This is a genomic window from Pseudoxanthomonas sp. OG2, assembly GCF_014192765.1.
Classification (GTDB): domain Bacteria; phylum Pseudomonadota; class Gammaproteobacteria; order Xanthomonadales; family Xanthomonadaceae; genus Pseudoxanthomonas_A; species Pseudoxanthomonas_A beigongshangi.
Window position 1 is genome coordinate 231,171 of the sequence record NZ_JACHYM010000001.1, and the last position, 18,563, is coordinate 249,733.

At 68.0% G+C, this 18,563-nt stretch carries 16 protein-coding genes; 9 read left to right on the forward strand and 7 right to left on the reverse strand.

The features are described from left to right. Positions 1-124 precede the first annotated feature (124 nt). Genes FHW78_RS00940 through FHW78_RS00950 form a run of 3 tightly spaced genes read right to left on the reverse strand, consistent with a single transcriptional unit; the run spans position 125 to position 2,901 of the window. Positions 125-868, reverse strand: coding sequence for a copper homeostasis protein CutC (locus tag FHW78_RS00940; protein ID WP_183636548.1), 744 nt, complete (start codon positions 866-868; stop codon positions 125-127). Beyond that, on the reverse strand, positions 865-1,869 hold the full coding sequence (locus FHW78_RS00945; RefSeq protein WP_183636551.1) for a N(4)-(beta-N-acetylglucosaminyl)-L-asparaginase: 1,005 nt from the start codon (positions 1,867-1,869) through the stop codon (positions 865-867). The genes FHW78_RS00940 and FHW78_RS00945 overlap by 4 nt, the downstream gene beginning before the upstream one ends. 42 nt (positions 1,870-1,911) lie before the next feature. Continuing rightward, positions 1,912-2,901 carry a glucokinase gene (locus FHW78_RS00950; RefSeq protein ID WP_183636555.1) on the reverse strand — a complete coding sequence of 330 codons (990 nt, stop codon included), beginning with the start codon at positions 2,899-2,901 and terminating at the stop codon, positions 1,912-1,914. 295 nt (positions 2,902-3,196) lie between these two features. On the opposite strand from FHW78_RS00950, the gene FHW78_RS00955 reads away from it, so the two are divergent. The 5 genes from FHW78_RS00955 to FHW78_RS20120 all read left to right on the forward strand — a co-directional run bounded on the left by FHW78_RS00955 (position 3,197) and on the right by FHW78_RS20120 (position 7,633). Continuing rightward, positions 3,197-3,616, forward strand: coding sequence for a CopL family metal-binding regulatory protein (locus FHW78_RS00955; RefSeq protein WP_183636558.1), 420 nt, complete (start codon positions 3,197-3,199; stop codon positions 3,614-3,616). 112 nt (positions 3,617-3,728) lie between these two features. Further along, complete coding sequence (locus FHW78_RS00960; RefSeq protein WP_183636561.1) at positions 3,729-5,561, forward strand: copper resistance system multicopper oxidase; 1,833 nt, start codon at positions 3,729-3,731, stop codon at positions 5,559-5,561. A gap of 200 nt (positions 5,562-5,761) precedes the next feature. Then, entirely contained in the window at positions 5,762-6,616 is an 855-nt protein-coding gene (locus tag FHW78_RS00965; protein WP_255443224.1) for a copper resistance protein B, read from the forward strand. A gap of 59 nt (positions 6,617-6,675) precedes the next feature. Continuing rightward, positions 6,676-6,984 carry a hypothetical protein gene (locus FHW78_RS00970; RefSeq protein WP_183636567.1) on the forward strand — a complete coding sequence of 103 codons (309 nt, stop codon included), beginning with the start codon at positions 6,676-6,678 and terminating at the stop codon, positions 6,982-6,984. A 55-nt stretch (positions 6,985-7,039) separates the two neighbouring features. Then, positions 7,040-7,633, forward strand: coding sequence for a DUF411 domain-containing protein (locus tag FHW78_RS20120; protein WP_183636569.1), 594 nt, complete (start codon positions 7,040-7,042; stop codon positions 7,631-7,633). A gap of 55 nt (positions 7,634-7,688) precedes the next feature. On the opposite strand, the gene FHW78_RS00980 is transcribed toward FHW78_RS20120, so the two are convergent. From FHW78_RS00980 to FHW78_RS00995, 4 genes are all read right to left on the reverse strand, one after another. Continuing rightward, entirely contained in the window at positions 7,689-9,518 is a 1,830-nt protein-coding gene (locus FHW78_RS00980) for a 2Fe-2S iron-sulfur cluster-binding protein (protein ID WP_183636572.1), read from the reverse strand. After that, positions 9,515-10,207 carry a PepSY domain-containing protein gene (locus FHW78_RS00985; protein ID WP_183636575.1) on the reverse strand — a complete coding sequence of 231 codons (693 nt, stop codon included), beginning with the start codon at positions 10,205-10,207 and terminating at the stop codon, positions 9,515-9,517. The genes FHW78_RS00980 and FHW78_RS00985 overlap by 4 nt, the downstream gene beginning before the upstream one ends. Before the next feature lie 73 nt (positions 10,208-10,280). After that, positions 10,281-13,025, reverse strand: a complete 2,745-nt coding sequence (locus tag FHW78_RS00990; RefSeq protein WP_183636578.1) for a TonB-dependent receptor — start codon at positions 13,023-13,025, stop codon at positions 10,281-10,283. Between the two features lie 98 nt (positions 13,026-13,123). Next, the gene (locus FHW78_RS00995; protein ID WP_183636580.1) at positions 13,124-13,546 is read right to left on the reverse strand and encodes a CopL family metal-binding regulatory protein; all 423 of its coding nucleotides are present in this window, start codon (positions 13,544-13,546) and stop codon (positions 13,124-13,126) included. A 128-nt stretch (positions 13,547-13,674) separates the two neighbouring features. On the opposite strand from FHW78_RS00995, the gene hutC reads away from it, so the two are divergent. From hutC to hutG, 4 genes are read left to right on the forward strand one after another with little or no spacing between them, the layout of a single operon-like run. Next, positions 13,675-14,406, forward strand: a complete 732-nt coding sequence (gene hutC, locus FHW78_RS01000; protein WP_183636583.1) for a histidine utilization repressor — start codon at positions 13,675-13,677, stop codon at positions 14,404-14,406. A 2-nt stretch (positions 14,407-14,408) separates the two neighbouring features. After that, positions 14,409-16,103, forward strand: a complete 1,695-nt coding sequence (gene hutU / locus FHW78_RS01005) for a urocanate hydratase (RefSeq protein WP_183636586.1) — start codon at positions 14,409-14,411, stop codon at positions 16,101-16,103. A 6-nt stretch (positions 16,104-16,109) separates the two neighbouring features. Further along, complete coding sequence (gene hutH, locus FHW78_RS01010; RefSeq protein WP_183636589.1) at positions 16,110-17,636, forward strand: histidine ammonia-lyase; 1,527 nt, start codon at positions 16,110-16,112, stop codon at positions 17,634-17,636. Next, positions 17,633-18,562 (forward strand): formimidoylglutamase, encoded by a 930-nt coding sequence (hutG, locus tag FHW78_RS01015; RefSeq protein ID WP_218533744.1) that lies wholly within the window; start codon positions 17,633-17,635, stop codon positions 18,560-18,562. The genes hutH and hutG overlap by 4 nt, the downstream gene beginning before the upstream one ends. Position 18,563: the final 1 nt, after the last annotated feature.

Below are 18,563 nucleotides of genomic sequence, written 5' to 3' on the forward strand. Positions count from 1 at the left end.
TGTTTCGAATCAATGGCTTGAGGGTGGCGGTTTCCGACCCCTGCCATGCATCGATGACAGGCGGATGAACAAAGTGCGCAAACTCACCCGCGAGGCCCGCCCGCGGCGCACCTGGCCCCGCGGCTCAGAGCGTGGCGAGTGCCCGCCTGAACGCGGTGACGATCGCCGGATCGGTTTCCTGACGGTCGTACTCGAGCCCGGCCAGCGCCGGGTTGTGGAACGCCATTGCCGTGGCGCGCCGCGCCTTGGCCGAGGCATGCACCTCGTTCACACCGGTCGCCTGCACCAGTCCCGCGACATTGCCCGGCGTCAGCCCGGCCCCGGCCAGGATCGCGATGCGACCGGCCGCCTGCCGCACATGGCCGGCGATCGCCGCGGCACCCAGCACCGCGTCGGCCTGGCCACCCGAGGTCAGCACCCGATCGCAACCCAGCGCCACGACCGCTTCCAGCGCCCTGGCCGGATCGCGGACCGCGTCGAAGGCGCGATGGAACGTGACACCCATACCCGATGCCGCCGACACCAACTCGCGGCAGAGCGGCAGATCGATGTCGCCGCCCGCGTCAAGCGCGCCAATCACCACGCCGTCGCAGCCTAGCTGCCGGCAGGCCGCGATGTCATGCAGCATCACCTCGGTTTCTTCCGGGCCATACAGGAAATCGCCGGCCCGCGGCCGGATCAGCACGAAGATCGGAATCGACAGCCGATCCCGGGTCCTCGCCAGGGTGCCGTAGGAAGGCGTGGTGCCGCCCTCGCCCAGGTTCTCGCACAGTTCGATCCGATCCGCGCCTCCGGCCTGCGCCGCGAGCGCGGACAGGTGCGAGTTGGCGGCGATTTCCAGCAGGCAACCGGCGGGCTTTTCGTTCATGACTGCGTGGTCGTGTAGACCGACCCGGATTCGCGCAGATCGTCGCGCTTGCCGGCGTCGCACACCGCGTAGACGAAACCGCGATGCAGGGCGAACGCCCCGACCTCGCCATGCTTGTTGAGCGCCAGGAAGCACACCTGCAGGTTCTTGCTGGCCTCCGGACGCTTGCGCACCACCCGGTCGATGGCTTCGCGGCAGGCGTCCATCGGCGAGCGACCCTGGCGCATCAGTTCGACCACCAGGAAACTGGCGGCGTTGCGGATCATCTCCTCGCCCACCCCGGAAGCGGTGGCGGCGCCGACCTCGTTGTCGACGTAGAGGCCGGCGCCGATGATCGGACTGTCGCCGACCCGGCCGTGCATCTTCCAGGCCATGCCGCTGGTGGTGCAGGCGCCGGCCAGGCGGCCCTGCGCATCGATGGCGAGCATGCCGATGGTGTCGTGGTTGTCCTTGTTGCCGGGCTGTCCGCGCCGCTCGGCGTTGATCTCCGGCTTGTACTCGGCGGTCTTCAGCCAGTCGCGCCACGCCTTCTCGGCCTGCGGCGTGAGCAGGCGCTTCTTCTCGAAGCCTTCGGCGACCGCGAACTGCTGGGCGCCCTCGCCCACCAGCATCACGTGCGGGGTTTTCTCCATGACGCGGCGCGCCACCGAGATCGGATGCAGGATGTCCTCCAGCGCGGCCACCGAACCGCAGCGGCCGTCACCGTCCATGATGCTGGCGTCCAGGGTCAGCACGCCGTCGCGATCCGGATTGCCGCAATGGCCGACGGTGGGATTGCACAGCTCGCTCTCGGCCCAGCGCGCCCCGGTTTCCACCGCGTCCAGCGCGGTGCCGCCGCGGGCCAGCACCGGCCAGGCCGCCTGGTTGGCGGGCACGCCGAAATCCCAGGTGGACACCACCCGCGCACCGGGAGCGGAAGCGGCGCCCGCGCGCATGGCGGGCAACGACAGGGCACCGGCGGCCAACAGGCCGGCCTGCAGGAACTGCCTGCGATCAGTCATCGGATCCTCCCTCGGGATGGGCGCGCGCGGCGCCGTGTCGATTCAATCCAGGTGGTGCGAGGCGTACCACGCGGCCGCGCCCATCACGCCAAGTTGGCCGTGATCGACCCGCCACACCGGCACGTGCCGCAGCACGTGGCCGAGCACGCCCTTGTTGAGATAGCGCTCGCGGAATCTGCCATTGCGCAGGAACTGTTCGATATGGCCGGAGATGCCACCCGCCAGATAGACCGCCTTGGCGCCGAACGCGATCGCCAGATCGCCGGTCAGGCTGCCCAGCCAGCCGCAGAACACCTCGACGGTTTCCACCGCCAGCGGATCCTCGCCCGCCTGCGCGGCGGCGATCAGTTGCTCGGGCGTCTGCCAGCGCGGGGTCCTGCCGCGAATCTCGCACAGGCACGGATACAGGTTCATCAGGCCGTTGCCCGACAGCACGCGCTCATTGTCCACGTGCGGCCAGCGCTTCATCAGCAGCGCCAGCACTTCCATTTCCAGCGCATTGCCCGGCGCCAGCGCCGCATGGCCGAACTCGCTGGCCAGCACCGGCCGCGTGCCGCCCTCGAAACGCAACGCCGCCCCGAGCCCGGTACCGGGCCCAAGCACCAATGCCGGCCAATGGAAGGTATGCGGATGCTCGCCGCTCAGCGGCGACAGGCCGTCGGCGTGCAGATAGGGAATCGCGTAGGCGACCGCCTCGAAGTCGTTGATCAGCGAGAGCGTCGCCAGACCGGAGGCCTGCCGGGTGCGCTCCAGCGACACCGGCCACGGCAGGTTGGAATTGACCAGGGTGTCGCCATCCAGCAGCCCGGCGATCGCCACCACCGCGGCATCGGCCGTGGCGTGCTCATCGACGGCGAACCTGTGCAGGATCGCGGCCAGGTCGGGGTATTCGGCGCAGGCGTACTTCTGGTACGCGAGGACGCGCGGCGCATGCCCCGCCGCCACCGCGACCTTGGCCAGCCGGGCGAAGGTTCCGCCGACATCGGCAACGATCAGTTCGCGGCCGGGCGAGGCGTGCGTGGCCTGACTCATTTGCGGCACTTCAGGATTGGCCGGGTACGGTACCGCTGCTGCATTCACGCGTTTGCCCTGGTTTGGATCGATTCAAGCGCCTGGATTCTGTGGCATCGCAGGACGTTTGGAAAGATGCCGAATCCATACCGGGGCGTACTCCGCGGGTGCACAGGGAAGCAACCCGTTCACTTTAACAGGCCGCCCCGGCGCCCGGCGCGATCCGCCTGGACCCGCGTCCAATGCTTATCCGGTGATGTATGCCGCCGCCTGCCGCTGCACATTCACGGGCCGCGCGGTTAAAGTACGTGCCGTCATGTCGCTTCCCTCGCTGCTGCTGCGGATCCTGTTGAGCGTCACCCTGCTGGTCTCGGGGACGGGCAACGCCGTGGCCGCGCTGCAGATGCACGTGGCCCAGGCCGGCCAGGCGCATGCGGGACACGCCATGGACGACTGCGCCATGACGGCCAAGGCCGACCCGGCGGTGTCCGCCACCTGCCACGACGCGGACGGCGTCCCATCCGCTGCCGAACCGGCGCCGGCCCACGACCATGGCCAGCCCGATTGCTGTTCCACCGGCCACTGCGATGGCTTCTGCGCCCAGCAGGCGCCCGCGGCGATGCCGGCGGCGTGGATCGGCAACGGACCGCGCACCAGCGCCGATCCGGTCGGTCCTGTTCCCGCCGGCCATCCCGCCCCGCCGCTTCCTTCCCCGCAGCGACCTCCCATCGCCTGAATCCGGCCACAGGGCCGTGGATATTCCGCGCCGCCGCGACGTTGCCGTCGCTCCGCGCGTCTTCCCGCAGTTCCGACCCCGGGACTGCCTTCGAATATCGTCAGGAGTTTTCATGTCTTCCGATTCTTTCGGCGCGGGATCCGGTTCCGGATTCCAGCTTTCCCGGCGCCGCTTCGTCACCGGCCTGGCCGTGGGCGGCGTTGCCGCCGGCTTCGGCCTCGCGCGCCTGCCCGCATGGGCGAACACCGCCCATTCGATGTACCAGGCGCCGGTGTTGACCGGCACCGATTTCGATCTCGCCATCGGCACCTCGCCGGTCAACTTCACCGGCCGTACCCGCCCCGCGATCACCGTCAACGGCAGCCTACCGGCGCCGATCCTGCGCTGGCGCGAAGGCGACACCGTCACCCTGCGGGTAGCCAACCGCCTGGCCGACGCGCACAGTTCGATCCACTGGCACGGCATCCTGCTGCCGGCCAACATGGACGGCGTCCCCGGCCTGAGTTTCGACGGCATCGCGCCGGGCGAAACCTACCAGTACCGCTTCCAGCTCAAGCAGTCCGGCACCTACTGGTACCACAGCCATTCGATGTTCCAGGAACAGGCCGGCCTGTATGGCGCGCTGGTCATCGACCCGGCCGAGCCACCGCCCTATCGCTTCGATCGCGAGCACGTCGTGCTGTTGTCCGACTGGACCGATCTGGATCCTGCCGCGTTGTTCCGGCGGATGAAGAAGATGCCGATGCACGACAACACCTACCAGCGCACGGTCGGTGATTTCGCCCGCGACGTCCGCCGCGACGGCTGGGCGGCGACGCTGTCCGATCGTGGCATGTGGGGACGCATGCGGATGACGCCCTCGGACATCTCCGACATCAACGCGCACACCTACACCTACCTGATGAACGGCAACGCGCCCGCCGGCAACTGGACCGGGCTGTTCCGCTCCGGCGAAAAGGTGCTGCTGCGTTTCATCAACGGCTCGGCGATGACCTACTTCGACGTGCGCATCCCCGGCCTGAAGATGACGGTCGTCGCCGCCGACGGCCTGTACATCCATCCGGTCACCGTCGACGAGTTCCGCATCGCAGTGGCCGAGACCTTCGACGTGCTGGTCGAACCCGGCGGCCAGGACGCCTTCACCATCTTCGCCCAGGACATGGGCCGCACCGGCTACGCGCGCGGCACGCTGGCGGTGCGCCAGGGCCTGGAAGCGCCGGTGCCCGCGCGTGATCCGCGCCCGCTGCTCACCATGTCGGACATGGGTCATGACATGGGCGGCGGCGGCCATGACATGGGCGGCCACAAGGGCATGGAAGGCGGTTGCGGCGCGAACATGTCCGGCCAGAAGGGCATGGAGGGCGGCTGCGGCGCCAGCATGGGCCACGGCGCGCACGGCGGCGGCGGCGGTGGCGGCAAGGCGCCGGTGCATGCGCCGAGCGAAGCCGGCAATCCGCTGATCGACATGCAGACGGCGGCCACTTCGCCCAAGCTGGACGATCCCGGCATCGGCCTGCGCGACAACGGCCGCAAGGTGCTGACCTATGGCGACATGAAGAGCCTGTTCGACGATCCCGACGGCCGCGATCCGGGCCGCGAGGTCGAACTGCATCTCACCGGGCATATGGAGAAGTTCGCCTGGTCGTTCAACGGCATCCCCTTCGCCGGCGCCGAGCCGCTGCGCCTGAACTACGGCGAGCGCATGCGCATCGTGCTGGTCAACGACACGATGATGCAGCACCCGATCCACCTGCACGGCCTGTGGAGCGATCTGGAGGATGACCAGGGTAACTTCCACCTGCGCAAGCACACCATCGACATGCCACCGGGCACGCGCCGCACCTATCGCGTGCGCGCCGACGCGCTTGGCCGCTGGGCGTTCCACTGCCACCTGCTGTACCACATGGAAGCCGGCATGATGCGGGAAGTGCGGGTGGAGGAATGATCATGCGCCCCCATCTCCCGCTCGGCCTGCTGGCCGCCGCGCTGACCCTGGCGCTCTCCGGCCAGGTCCAGGCACAACAGCACGACCATGCCGCGCATGCGCCCCCCGCGCCCGCACGGCAGAAACCGCCGGTCCCCGTCGAGGAAACCCCGAAGACGGATGATTCGAAGACGGGTCACTCGCAAATGGATCATTCGAAGATGGACCATTCGCAGAGGGCTCCAACGCAGATGGACCATTCCAAGATGGACCATTCCAAGATGGACCACTCGCAGATGGACCATTCGACGATGGACCATTCGACGATGGACCACGGAACGGCGGCCAAGGCTCCCACCGATCCGCGCGAACCCATTCCGGCCGTCACCGACGCCGACCGCGCTGCCGCTTTCCCGTCCCTCAAACCGCATGCGATGGAACATGCGCCGACGTTCAATTCGTTGGTGATGATCAACCGCCTGGAAGGCTGGGATGCGGATGACGGCACCGGACAGGCCTGGGAAGGCAGCGCCTGGTTCGGCACCGACCTCAACCGGTTGTGGCTGCGCAGCGAGGGCGAACGCGAAGGCTCGCGCACCGAATCGTCCGAACTGGAAGTCCTGTACGGCCGCAGCGTCTCGCCCTGGTGGGATGTGGTGGTGGGCGTGAAGCAGGATTTCCGCCCGGCCGATTCACGCACCTGGGCCGCCTTCGGCGTGCAAGGGCTGGCGCCGTACAAGTTCGAGATGTCCGCCACCGCTTACGTGGGTGAATCCGGACAGGTCATGGCCACGGTGGAAGCCGAGTACGAACTGCTGCTGACCAACCGCCTGATCCTGCAACCGCTGGTCGAAGCGAGCTTCTCGTCCAAGGACGTGCCCGAGTACGGCGAAGGTACCGGCCTCAACAAGGTCGAAGCCGGCCTGCGCCTGCGCTACGAAATCAACCGGCGTTTCGCGCCCTACGTGGGCGTGGTGCACGAACGGCTGTTCGGCGACACCGCCGACTACCGGCGCGGCGAAGGCGGCGACACCCGCGATACCCGCTTCGTGGCCGGTGTCCGCTTCTGGTTCTGACAAACCGGCGGCGGCGAGCGCGCCGCCGCCTCATCCCGATTCGATTGGAAAATGATCCGATGAAAAAACACGTTTCCGCATCCACCCTGATGGCACTCGCCCTGCTGGCCGCCCCCGCATTCGCCCAGGATCATGCCGGCCACGGCAGCCACGCCGGCCATGGCGCGCAGGCCGCGGCGAAGAAAACCAACGCCGCCGGCAACGGCAATGCATCGTTCGAAAGCCTCGACAAGAACCGCGACGGCTTCGTCGGCAAGGCCGAACTGCCCGAGCGCCACCCGCTGTTGCCGCACTTCGGCATGGGCGACAAGAACGGCGACGGCAAGCTGGACCGCAAGGAATTCGCCGACGCGATGGCGATGCTGTGACCCCGTCCGGCGGAATCCGGAAGGATTCCGCCGGCTTTCCGGAGAAGAAACCACCATGAGTTCCCTGCTGAAACACCTCACCGCCAGCGCGTTCCTGGCCGGTTCCAGCGTGCTGCTGGTCGCCTGCGGCGCGGCGCCCGGCGCGGCTTCGGCCAGTGACCGCATCGCGCTCGCCGCCGTCCCCTCGCCCGCCCAGGCCGCGGCGGAAACCACGGCCGCTTCCGCGACCGCCACGACTGCTGCAACGTCCTCTGCCGCCACGCCCGCCCACCTGCCGCTGATCCGCGTGCACAAGAGTCCCAGCTGCGGCTGCTGCGGCGTCTGGGTCGACCACGTCCGCGCCGCCGGTTTCCCGGTCGAGGTGCACGACACCGAGGACATGATGACGGTGAAGGATCGCCTCGGCGTGCCCGAGCCGATGATGTCCTGCCATACCGCCGAGGTGGATGGCTATTTCGTCGAAGGCCATGTTCCGGCCGAGGACATCAAGCGCCTGCTCGCCGAGAAGCCGAAGGCTCGCGGCATCGCCGTGCCCGGCATGCCGCTCGGCTCTCCCGGCATGGAAATGCCGGATGGCCGCACCCAGCCTTACGAAGTGGCGTTGGTCGGCGGCGACGGCACGACCGGGACCTTCTCGCGCCATCCCTGAAAGAAGAAAAGCCCCGGCGGGAGAGACTTCCGCCGGGGCAATGGGGTGTTTCCGTCTAGATCTTGAAGTCGTCGTAGGAGATTCGTGCCTCGTCCACGCCCAGCCGCTTCAGCAGTTGCCGCGTCGCCATCAGCATGGCCGGCGGGCCGCACAGATAGAAATCGCAGGCATGCAGATCCGGATGGTCGCGCAGCAGGGTGTGCTCGGCCACCTCGTGCACCAAGCCACGCAGCAGCCCGTCACCGCACTCGGCCTCGTCCGACAGCACCAGGTGCCAGCTGAAGTTGGCGTGCCGTTGCGCCAGCGCCGCCATTTCCTCGATGTAGGGCGCGTCGCGCAGGCTGCGTGCGCCGTACCAGAAGTGCATGCGCTCGCCTGCCCCGCCGTCGAGGCAGGCATGGATCATCGCCCGCAGCGGGGCCATGCCCGCACCGCCGCCGATGAACACCTTCTCCCGATGGCCCGGCTTGATCGCGAAATCGCCGAACGGTCCGCTGAAGCGCACCTTGTCGCCGGCCTTCAGCGAGTACAGGTAGGTCGAACCCTTGCCGGTCGGCACCCGCTTCTTGCCTTGCGCGCCCGGATTGAAGCGCGCCAACAGGCTCAGCCGTCCCTCCGTGTTCGCCACCGGCAGCGACAGCGAATAGGAACGCCGTACCGCTTCCTTGTTGACCAGATCGGCCGGCAGTTCCAGCGCTCGCCAGTCGTCGCGGTGATGTTCCGGATGCGCCAGATCGTGCGGACGCAGGCGGTAATCCGGCACATGGACCTGCAGGTAGGCGCCGGGCTGGTATTCCTCGCCCAGCGCGGTGTCCGTCTTCAGCACGATCTCGCGCAGGAACGGCGTTACTGCCTCCACCCGTTCGACCACCGCCTCGTGCTCGGTCCACAGGCGGCTGCCGCCCGACACCTCGACGTGGGTGTCCTTGTCGACGTGCAGGTTGCAGGCCAGCCGGTAGCCGAGTTTCAGGCGTGATTCGGGCAGGTGCGCGCGGTCGGCCGCGGTCGCCGGCGGCGGCGTGCCGCGGAAGCGCACCTCGCACAGGCCGCAGCTCTGCCCGCCGCCACAGTTCGAAGGCAATTGCAGACCATTGCGCGCCAGCGCCAGATAGACGTTGTCGCCATCGGCCGCGGTCACGGTGCGCAGGCAGGTGCCATCGGGATCGTGCACGGCCAGCTCATGGCCGCCGCGCCAGCGACGCGGCACGAACTCGCTCAGTCGGAAGCTTGCGAACAGCAGCCAGACGCCGGTCAGCGCCATCCACAGCCCGCCGATGCCCGCCGACACCACCAATGGATTGTTGAAGTCCACCCGTCCGCTGTAGTCCATGATGTGCAGCATCCAGAACACATCGAACAGCCGCCAGGTGCGGTTGCGGTGCTGCAGCACCTGGCCGGTGTCCGCGGCCAGATAGACCGTCGTCTCCTCGGCGTCGTCGAAATCCACCCGCCACAACCGGCCGGGGTGATCGCGCACTTCCAGCGTGCGTTCCAGCAGGCGCGCCGGCGCCGCCTGCCCGGGTCCGGTGTAGGACGCCCGTGCCAGCTGTCCCGCCAGCGCGGCGTCGATGGACAGGCGTGTTCCCGTCCGCGCATCGACCAGATGCGTGCGGGCGCCATCGAATACCTGGTAGACGGGACGTTCGAGCAACCAGCCCGAAGCGACCGTGAACGCGTCCCCGCCCACCGCCGCCAGCGCCGTGGACGCCGGCCGCGCGTCGGTCGGCCATGCCCGCGGTTCCGCCGCATGCGCGCGGAATTCGTGGCCCTGCACCTTGTCGTGCTCCAGCCAGGCCATCATCAATCCACTCGCCATCCACAGCACGAACTGCACGGCGATGATCAGCCCGACCCACTTGTGTAGTTTCCTCAGCCAGGGCGTCATGCGCTGCGCCTCCGGGTGAAGCTGTAGAACAGCAGCCAGGCGCCGCTCAGCGCGAACAGCAAACCACTCGCCGCCGCCACCCGCAGCAGGGTGTTGTTGACGTCCGTGCGCTTCTCGTAATCCATGATGTGGAACATCCACAGGAAATCGAACCAGCGCCACAGGCTGTGCCGGCGCGCCAGCAATTCGCCGGTGTCGGGCGAGAAATACAGCGTGGTCTGGCCGCGGTCGTCGAACCGCACCGCCCACATCGGCACCGGCCGGGTCTGCACTTCGCGGGGCGCGCGGGTGATCCATTCGGCGCCGGTCACGTCCGCCTCGCCCTGGTAGACCGCCTTGGCCAAGGCGACCACGGTCGTGCGTTCCAGCGGAGTGATGCGCTCGCCGGTGCCGGCATCGACCAGGGAGGCGCGATCGCCCTGGCGAATTTCGTAGACCTCGCGATCCAGCAGGCGCTTTATCTTCAGTGCGGTGATATCGGGATAGCGCGTGGCCAGATCCGCCTGCGCCACGCGCGGCGCGGCGGCGACCAGCGGATCAGTGTGGCTGTGCGCCAGGTGATCGCCATGGATGATGTCGAGCGGCACGACGGTCATGTAGACGCCGCTGATCATCCACAGCAGCGCCTGTACTCCGACGATCAGCCCGATCCATTTATGGGCGCGGCGCGCCCAGAAAGCGGGTTTCATTCGAATGTTCCTGTTGGTTGCGGCGTCGCCGCGATCTGCCCGTCCGCCGGCTGGCCGGCGGACGGGTCACGGTTCACCAGCGGTAGCCGAAACGCGCGTACCAGCGCCGGCCCAGCAGGTCGTAGGTCATCGTGTCGGTGTTGCCGTCCGTGTAGCTCTGGATGAACGGCGCCTGCTTGTCCCACAGGTTGTCGATGCCGAACGAGACATCGAACGACTGCCCCACCGGCGCGAACTTCACCTGCACGTTGTGATAGGTCAGGCTCGGCGCGTGATCGCCGGTGAACCCCTTCGTGGCGGTGATGTCGTCGGTCTTGCCGATGTACTGCACGCTGTAGGAACCGGACCAGGCATCGCGCTTGGCCGTCAGCGAGGTGAACGCCCGCCAGTGCGCGTAGCTGCCGCGTCCACCGGTGATCTTGCCGGCATACTCGATCAGGTCCGCGCCCGGGAACGGCCGCACGTCATAGCGATCCAGGTAGGAGACATCCATGCTGAAGGTCGAGTCGAAACCCATCGCCTCGAACTCGTACAGGCCGCCCAGATCGATGCCGGAGATCCGCTCGTTGGCCGCGTTGACCGGCTGCGAGGACAGGAAGTCCACTTCGCCGGTGACCGGGTTGCGGGTGAAGTTCTCGCTGCCGCAGAACGGATGCGCCAGGCCGGGGGTGTTGTAGCAGATGGACAGCTTGGTCGACCCGTCGATACGCTGGATCGCGTTGTCGATGCGGATGTTGAAGTAGTCCACGGTCAGGGTCAGGCCCGGCAGGAAGCCCGGCGTCCACACCGCGCCCACCGTCAGCGACTTGGCGTCCTCCGGCTCCAGATCCGGATTGCCGCCGGAGGTGGTCAGGATGGTGTTGCCCGGCTGCACGTAGCCGGCCGGCACGCCGTAGGCCTGGCAGTTCTGGCGCACGGTCGGATCGATGGTGGTGCTGGTGCTCCAGCCGCTGCACGGATCGGTCGTGGTCAGATTGCCCTCGGCGACGCCGCCGAACAGCTCGGGGATGTTCGGGATGCGGAAGGCGGTGGCGTAGTTGGCGCGGATCTTGAGCGACGGCATCACCTGCCAGTCCAGGCCGACCTTGTAGTTGATGTCCTCGCCGAACAGGTCGTAGTCCGAATAGCGGACGGCGGCGTTGAGGATCAGCGAATCGGCGATGGCGCTGTCCATCAACAGCGGCACGGCGAACTCGACGAAGGCTTCCTTGGCGGTGTACTCGCCGGCAATCGGATCCTGCTGGTTGGTGTTGGCGATGCCCATCACGGTCAGCGGATCCGGATCGCGCCAGCCGCGTTCCTTGCGGACTTCGATGCCGGAGGCGAAGCCCACCCAGCCCGCCGGCATTTCGAACAACTGGCCGCTGATGTTGGCGGTGAAGCTCTTCTGTTCATTGCCGCCATGGTCGCGGGTGGTGAACAGGATGTAGTCCAGCACTTCCTGGGTGACATTGCCGTAGCCCAGGTAGTCGGCGCAGGGGATCGCCGCCCCCGGCGCGTTGCTGCAGATCGCGGTGTCGAGGGTCTGGTCCACGCGGTCCAGGTTGGCCACCTTGGTAGAGCCATCCAGGCCGGTGTTGCGGCCCCAGTTCAACGCGGCCGACCAGTCCCAGTTCATGCCCAGTTGGCCTTCCAGCCCGACCACCGCGCGGAAAGTGTTGGTGTCCTGGAAAAACCGGCGGGTACCGGCTTCCTCAAGGCGGCGACGCTGCAACAGCAGGTCCTGCCCGGTCGGGTTGGTCGGATGATCCGCGGCGATGTTGATCGGCCGGTACACGCCCAGGCCGCCGGGCGTCGCGAGCTGGTGCGACTGGCGATTGGTATACATCAGTTCGGTGAACAGGCGCGTGGTATCACTGAGCTGGGTATCGCCGAACAGGCTGAAGCTCAGGCGCTTGATCGGATTGACCGCGTTGAGGGTCGGGTTGCCGTTGTAGTTGTGCTTGGCCGCCGAATACGGCTCGTAGAAGTCGCCGTCGCCGTTCGGATCCTGGTTGAAGTTGACCCGGCTGCCGTCCGCCAGCAAGGCGCGACCGCCGATGGTGGTGGAGCTGCCGGAGCAGACCAGGCCGCCGGTGTCCTCATCCACCGCCAGCCCGCAAGGCGCGCGCGTGGCCATGTTGACGCTGCCGCTTTCGGAATAGCTCAGCCCGGCCATCAGCGAGCCGCGATCGCTGGTGGTGCCCCAGACCAGATCGAAGGATCCGTCTTCGCCGTCGCTCTCGAAGGTCTGGCCGTAGCGCATCGCCAGTTCGGCGCCTTCGAAGTTCTTCTTGGTGATGATGTTGACCACGCCGGCCACGGCATCGGCGCCGTAGATCGCCGACGCGCCATCCTTCAGCACCTCGATGCGTTCGATCAGCGCCACCGGGATCATGTTCAGGTCGACCGAACTGTTGGCACCGGTGCCGCCGTTGACCACGCGACGGCCATTGAGCAGCACCAGGGTGCGGTTGATGCCCAGGCCACGCAGGTTCACCTGGGTGGTGCCGTAACCGTTCTCGGCCCAGTAGGCATTGGTCTGGCTGCCTGCGAAACCGGCGGATGCCGGCAGGCGTTGCAGCAGGGTTTCCACCGAAGTGGCGCCGGAACGTTCGATGGTTTCGGCGTCGACGACGCTCACCGGACCGACGCCCGAAATCTGCAGGCGCTTGATGTGGCTGCCGGTGACCTGGACGGTGTCCAGCGTGGTCGCCTGCTCTTGCGGGGCCGATGCAGTGTCGGCGGTGGCGGTGTCCTGCGCGTGCAGGGTGTGGACGAAGCCTGCGCACAGCAGTGCGCCGACGGCCGCGGCCAGCGGATTGGGTTTGAAAAACATGGGCTCTCTCCCCGTTTCGGGTGTCTTGTCTGTTCGGATGGTGTCCCGCGGGAAATGCCCGGCAGGACGAACGGGCCGCGCTCGCGGCCATGACAAGCTCAGCCGATCGGAGGTCGGAACACGCGCGAGACGCCGCTGCGCACTTCCGGCAACAGCGGGGGATTCAGATAGGGCGCATCGAGGACATGCTGGGCGGCGAACAACGGCGCTGTGCGTCCCGGATAGAAGGTGAGCACGCAACTGCACGCGCAACTGGTCGTGCTGCCGCAATCGCAATCATCGTGGTGATTGCCGTTCGTCGGATCGCCGGTCAACCAGCCCGCGTCGGCGGTGCAAGCGGCTGCGCCGCGGTCCGGCTTTGCCTGTTCATCATGCTGGCGATGGCCGCCCTGCCCGCTTTCGCCGTCGTCGACCGCGGCCAGATCAGCGACCGCCATCCGCGTCGCCGCCCACGCACTGGCCGCGCCGTCCAGGCAAAGGACGGTGATCAGGACCAGTCGCAGGAGCAGGCGAATCGACATCGGGAAAAACGGGCACCAGGTTGTCTATACGAGAGACTTAACACTTATCGAAAACGGGTGTCAACCGTTTGTGCGCTGCGGCATCGAAATCGCTGGCGGCAGTTGTATAGACATGACATGCTTTTTCCATGGAGACGCCCAAGCCGCACTACCTCAAGCTGAAGCAGTACATCCTCCGCCACATCACCAATGGCGATTGGCCGCCGTTGAGCCGGGTGCCCAGCGAGAACGATCTGGTGGTCAAGTTCGGCGTCTCGCGGATGACCGTCAACCGCGCGCTGCGCGAACTCAGCGACTCCGGCGTGCTCACCCGCGTGCAGGGTGTCGGCACCTTCGTCGCCGGCCCGAAGGCCGAGTCCGCCATGTTCGAGGTGCGCAGCATCCGCGAGGAAATCGTCGCGCGCGGACAGGTCCACAGCGTGCAGGTGCTGATCGGCGAGGCGGTGGTCGCGCGCCCCACCGTCACCAACCAGTTCGGCCTGGAATCCGGTGCCGAACTGTTCCACACCCGCCTGCTGCACAAGGCCAACGGCAAGCCGCTGCAGCTGGAGGACCGCTTCGTCAATCCGGCCAGCGCGCCGGATTACCTGGGCATCGATTTCCAGACCGAGATTCCGCACCAGTACCTGATGCGCGTGGCGCCGCTGGAGCGCACCGAACACGTCATCGAGGCCGAGACCGCCAACAAGCGGCTGGCCGCGCAACTGGAGATCGCCGAGGGCGATCCCGTATTGGTGCTGACCCGCCGCACCTGGTCGCGCGGCCAGGTCGTCACCTGGGTCCGCCTCACCTACCCCGCTTCCCGCTATCGGTTCGTCGGCACCTTCCAGGTCGGCGCCAACATCACTCCCGGAGGATAACCATGACCGCCACCGATCCCTCGCGCACCGCCGGTGCCCGTCCCGTCCGCGCGCCGCGCGGCACCGACCTGCATTGCCGCAGCTGGCTGACCGAAGCGGCCTACCGCATGCTGCAGAACAACCTGGATCCGGACGTGGCCGAGCGCCCGGACGAACTGGTCGTGTACGGCGGCATCGGTCGCGCCGCGCGCAACTGGGCCTGCTTCGACAAGATCCTGGAAACCCTGCGCACGCTGGGCGACGACGAGACCCTGCTGATCCAGTCCGGCAAGCCGGTCGGCGTGTTCCGCACCCACGCCGACGCGCCGCGCGTGCTGCTCGCCAATTCCAACCTGGTCCCGCACTGGGCCACCTGGGACCACTTCAACGAGCTCGATAAGAAGGGCCTGATGATGTACGGGCAGATGACCGCCGGCAGCTGGATCTACATCGGCAGCCAGGGCATCGTCCAGGGTACCTACGAAACCTTCGTCGAACTCGGCCGCCAGCACTACGGCGGCGACTGGTCCGGCAAGTGGATCCTCACCGCCGGCCTCGGCGGCATGGGTGGCGCGCAGGCGCTGGCGGCGACGCTGGCCGGCGCCAGCAGCATCGTCATCGAATGCCAGGAATCGCGCATCGACTTCCGCATGCGCACCCGCTATGTGGACTTCAAGGCCCGGAGCATCGAGGAGGCGCTGGAGATCATCCGCACCACCGATCGCCCGGTCTCGGTCGGCCTGCTCGGCAACGCGGCCGAGCTGCTGCCGAAGTTCGTCGAGCTGGCGCGCCAGGGCGTGGCCAGGCCGGACGCGGTCACCGACCAGACCTCCGCGCATGACCTGATCAACGGCTATCTGCCGGCCGGCTGGACAGTCGAGCAGTGGGTCGCCGCGCGCAACGGCGGCGACGCCGAGCGCGCCGCGCTGACCAACGCCGCCGCCGAGTCCTGCGCCGTCCACGTCAAGGCGATGCTCGATTTCCACCACATGGGCGTGCCGACGATCGACTACGGCAACAACATCCGCCAGGTCGCCAAGGATCGCGGCGTCGCCAACGCCTTCGATTTCCCCGGCTTCGTCCCCGCCTGCATCCGCCCGCTGTTCTGCCGTGGCATGGGCCCGTTCCGCTGGGTCGCGCTGAGCGGCGATCCGGAGGACATCTACAAGACCGACGCCAAGATCAAGGAACTGTTCCCCGACAACGCCCACCTGCACCGCTGGCTGGACCAGGCGCGCGAGCGCATCGCCTTCCAGGGCCTGCCCGCGCGCATCTGCTGGCTGGGCCTGGGCGAGCGCCATCGCGCCGCGCTGGCGTTCAACGAAATGGTCCGTAACGGCGAACTCAAGGCGCCGATCGTGATCGGCCGCGATCACCTCGACTGCGGTTCGGTCGCCAGCCCCAACCGCGAGACCGAAGGCATGCGCGACGGTTCCGACGCGGTCTCCGACTGGCCGCTGCTGAACGCGATGCTGGCGACCTCCGGCGGCGCCACCTGGGTCAGCCTGCACCACGGCGGCGGCGTCGGCATGGGCTTCTCCCAGCATTCGGGCGTGGTCATCGTCTGCGACGGCAGCGAGGCCGCCGACCAACGCCTGTCGCGCGTCCTGTTCAACGATCCGGCGATGGGCGTGATGCGCCACGCCGACGCCGGCTACGAGGACGCCCTCGCCTGTGCCCGCGAACACCACCTGCACCTGCCCGCCATCACCGGATAAGCCTCCATGTTGAATCTCGTTCCCGGCCAGCTGTCGCTGGCCCAGATCCGCACCATCGCCAACACTTTCGAGCCGATCCAGCTGGATCCGGCCTGCCTGCCGGCAGTGCGCGCCTCCGCGGAGACAGTGCAGTCGATCGTCGCCGCCGGTGCGCCCGCCTACGGCATCAACACCGGCTTCGGCAAGCTCGCCAAGGTGCACATCCCGGTCGACCAGTTGGAACAGCTGCAGACCAACCTGGTGCGCTCGCACGCGGTCGGCATGGGCCCGCTGCTGGACGACGACACGGTGCGCCTGATCCTGGCGCTGAAGATCGCTTCGCTGGCGCGCGGTTTTTCCGGCGTGCGGGAGCAGACCCTGCAAGCACTGATCGCGATGTACAACGCGCAGATCTGGCCGTGCATTCCCTCGCAGGGCTCGGTCGGCGCCTCCGGCGATCTGGCGCCGCTGTCGCACCTGAGCCTGGCCGCGATGGGTGAAGGCCAGGTCCGCGTCAACGGTGAACTGCGCGATGCCGGCGAAGCGCTGCGCGCCGCGGGCATCACCCCGATCAAGCTCGCCGCCAAGGAAGGCCTGGCCCTGCTCAACGGCACCCAGGTTTCCACCGGCATCGCCCTGCGCGCGCTGTTCGCGGCCGAACAGGTCTACTCGGCCGCGGTGCTGGCCGGCGCGCTGAGCGTGGACGCGGCCTGTGGATCCGACGCACCGTTCGATCCGCGCATCCACGCCGTGCGCGGCCAGCCCGGCCAGATCGAGGTCGCCGCCGAATACCTGCGCCTGCTGCACGGCAGCGCCATCCGCGAATCGCACCGCCACAACGACACCCGCGTGCAGGATCCCTACAGCCTGCGCTGCCAACCGCAGGTCATGGGCGCCTGCCGCGACCAGTTGCAGCAGGCCGCGCGCACGCTGTGGATCGAAGCCAACGCGGTGTCCGACAACCCGCTGGTATTCACCGACACCGGCGACGTGATCTCCGGCGGCAACTTCCACGCCGAGCCGGTGGCGTTCGCCGCCGACCAGATCACGATTGCCGTCTCCGAAGTCGGCGCGCTGTCCGAACGCCGCATCGCCCTGTTGATCGACGCCAGCATCTCCGGCCTGCCGGCCTTCCTGGTGGCCGAGCCGGGCATCAACTCCGGCTTCATGATCGCCCACGTCACCGCCGCCGCGCTCGCCAGCGAGAACAAGACCCTCGCCCATCCGGCCAGCGTCGATTCGCTGCCGACCTCGGCCAACCAGGAGGATCACGTCAGCATGGCGACCTTCGCCGCGCGCAAGGCCGGCGACGTGGCGACCAACGTGCGCCGCATCGTCGCCATCGAACTGCTGGCCGCCGCCCAGGGCATCGACTTCCGCCGTCCGCTGAAGTCCTCCGAGCTGCTGGAAGCCGCCCACGCCCGCATCCGCGCGGAAGTCCCGCACTACGGCGAGGACCGCTACCTGGCGCCGGAAATGCAGGCATTGGAAGCGCTGGTCGCCAGCGGTACATTGACCGCCTTCGTCGACATGCCGCTCGGGGTATCCGCGTGATTCCAGGCTGGAAAGGCCGCATCGACCCGTCCGGCGACGGCGACACCCGCCGCTGGCACCAGATCGTCGCCACGCCCGAGGCGGGCGCGCCCGCCGGCGTGGCGCTGGTGGGGTTCGCCTGCGATGAAGGTATCCGCCGCAACAACGGCCGCACCGGCGCGGCGCAGGGCCCGATGGTCCTGCGCGCGGCACTGTCGAACCTGCCGGTGCGCGACGACGCCCCGCTGTACGACGCGGGCGACGTGATCTGCGAAGGCGAGGATCTGGAAGGCGCGCAGGCGGCGTTCGGCGCCCGCGTCGCCGCCCTGCTCGACGCCGGCCACCTGCCGATCGGCCTGGGGGGCGGGCACGAGATCGCCTTCGCCAGCTACCAGGGCTTGGTCGGCCACCTGCGCGAGCGCCGCCCGCGCGTGGGCATCGTCAACTTCGACGCGCATTTCGATCTGCGCCAGCAACCGGTCGGCAGTTCCGGCACGCCGTTCCTGCAGGCGCTGGATCACGCCGCCGGCATCGGCCTGGACGCGCAGTACCTGTGCCTGGGCATCAGCGCGTCGGCCAATACCCGCCAGTTGTTCGAGACCGCGCGCCAGCGGGGCGTGCGCTATCTGCTCGACGACGAGATGGACATGCGGCGGCTGGACCTGTGCCAGCAGCGCGTGGCCGACTGGCTGCGCGATGTCGACCTGATCTACCTGACCATCTGCCTGGACGTGCTGCCGCACGCGATGGCGCCCGGCGTCAGCGCACCCAGCGCCCGCGGCGTGCCGCTGGAGGTGCTGGAGCCGCTGCTGGAAACCATCGCGGCCACCGGCAAGATCGCGCTGATGGACGTGGCGGAGCTGTCGCCACCGTTCGACCGCGACAACGGCACCGCCCGGGTCGCCGCCCGCCTGATCCACCGCGCGGCGCACGCCATCCGCGGCTGAG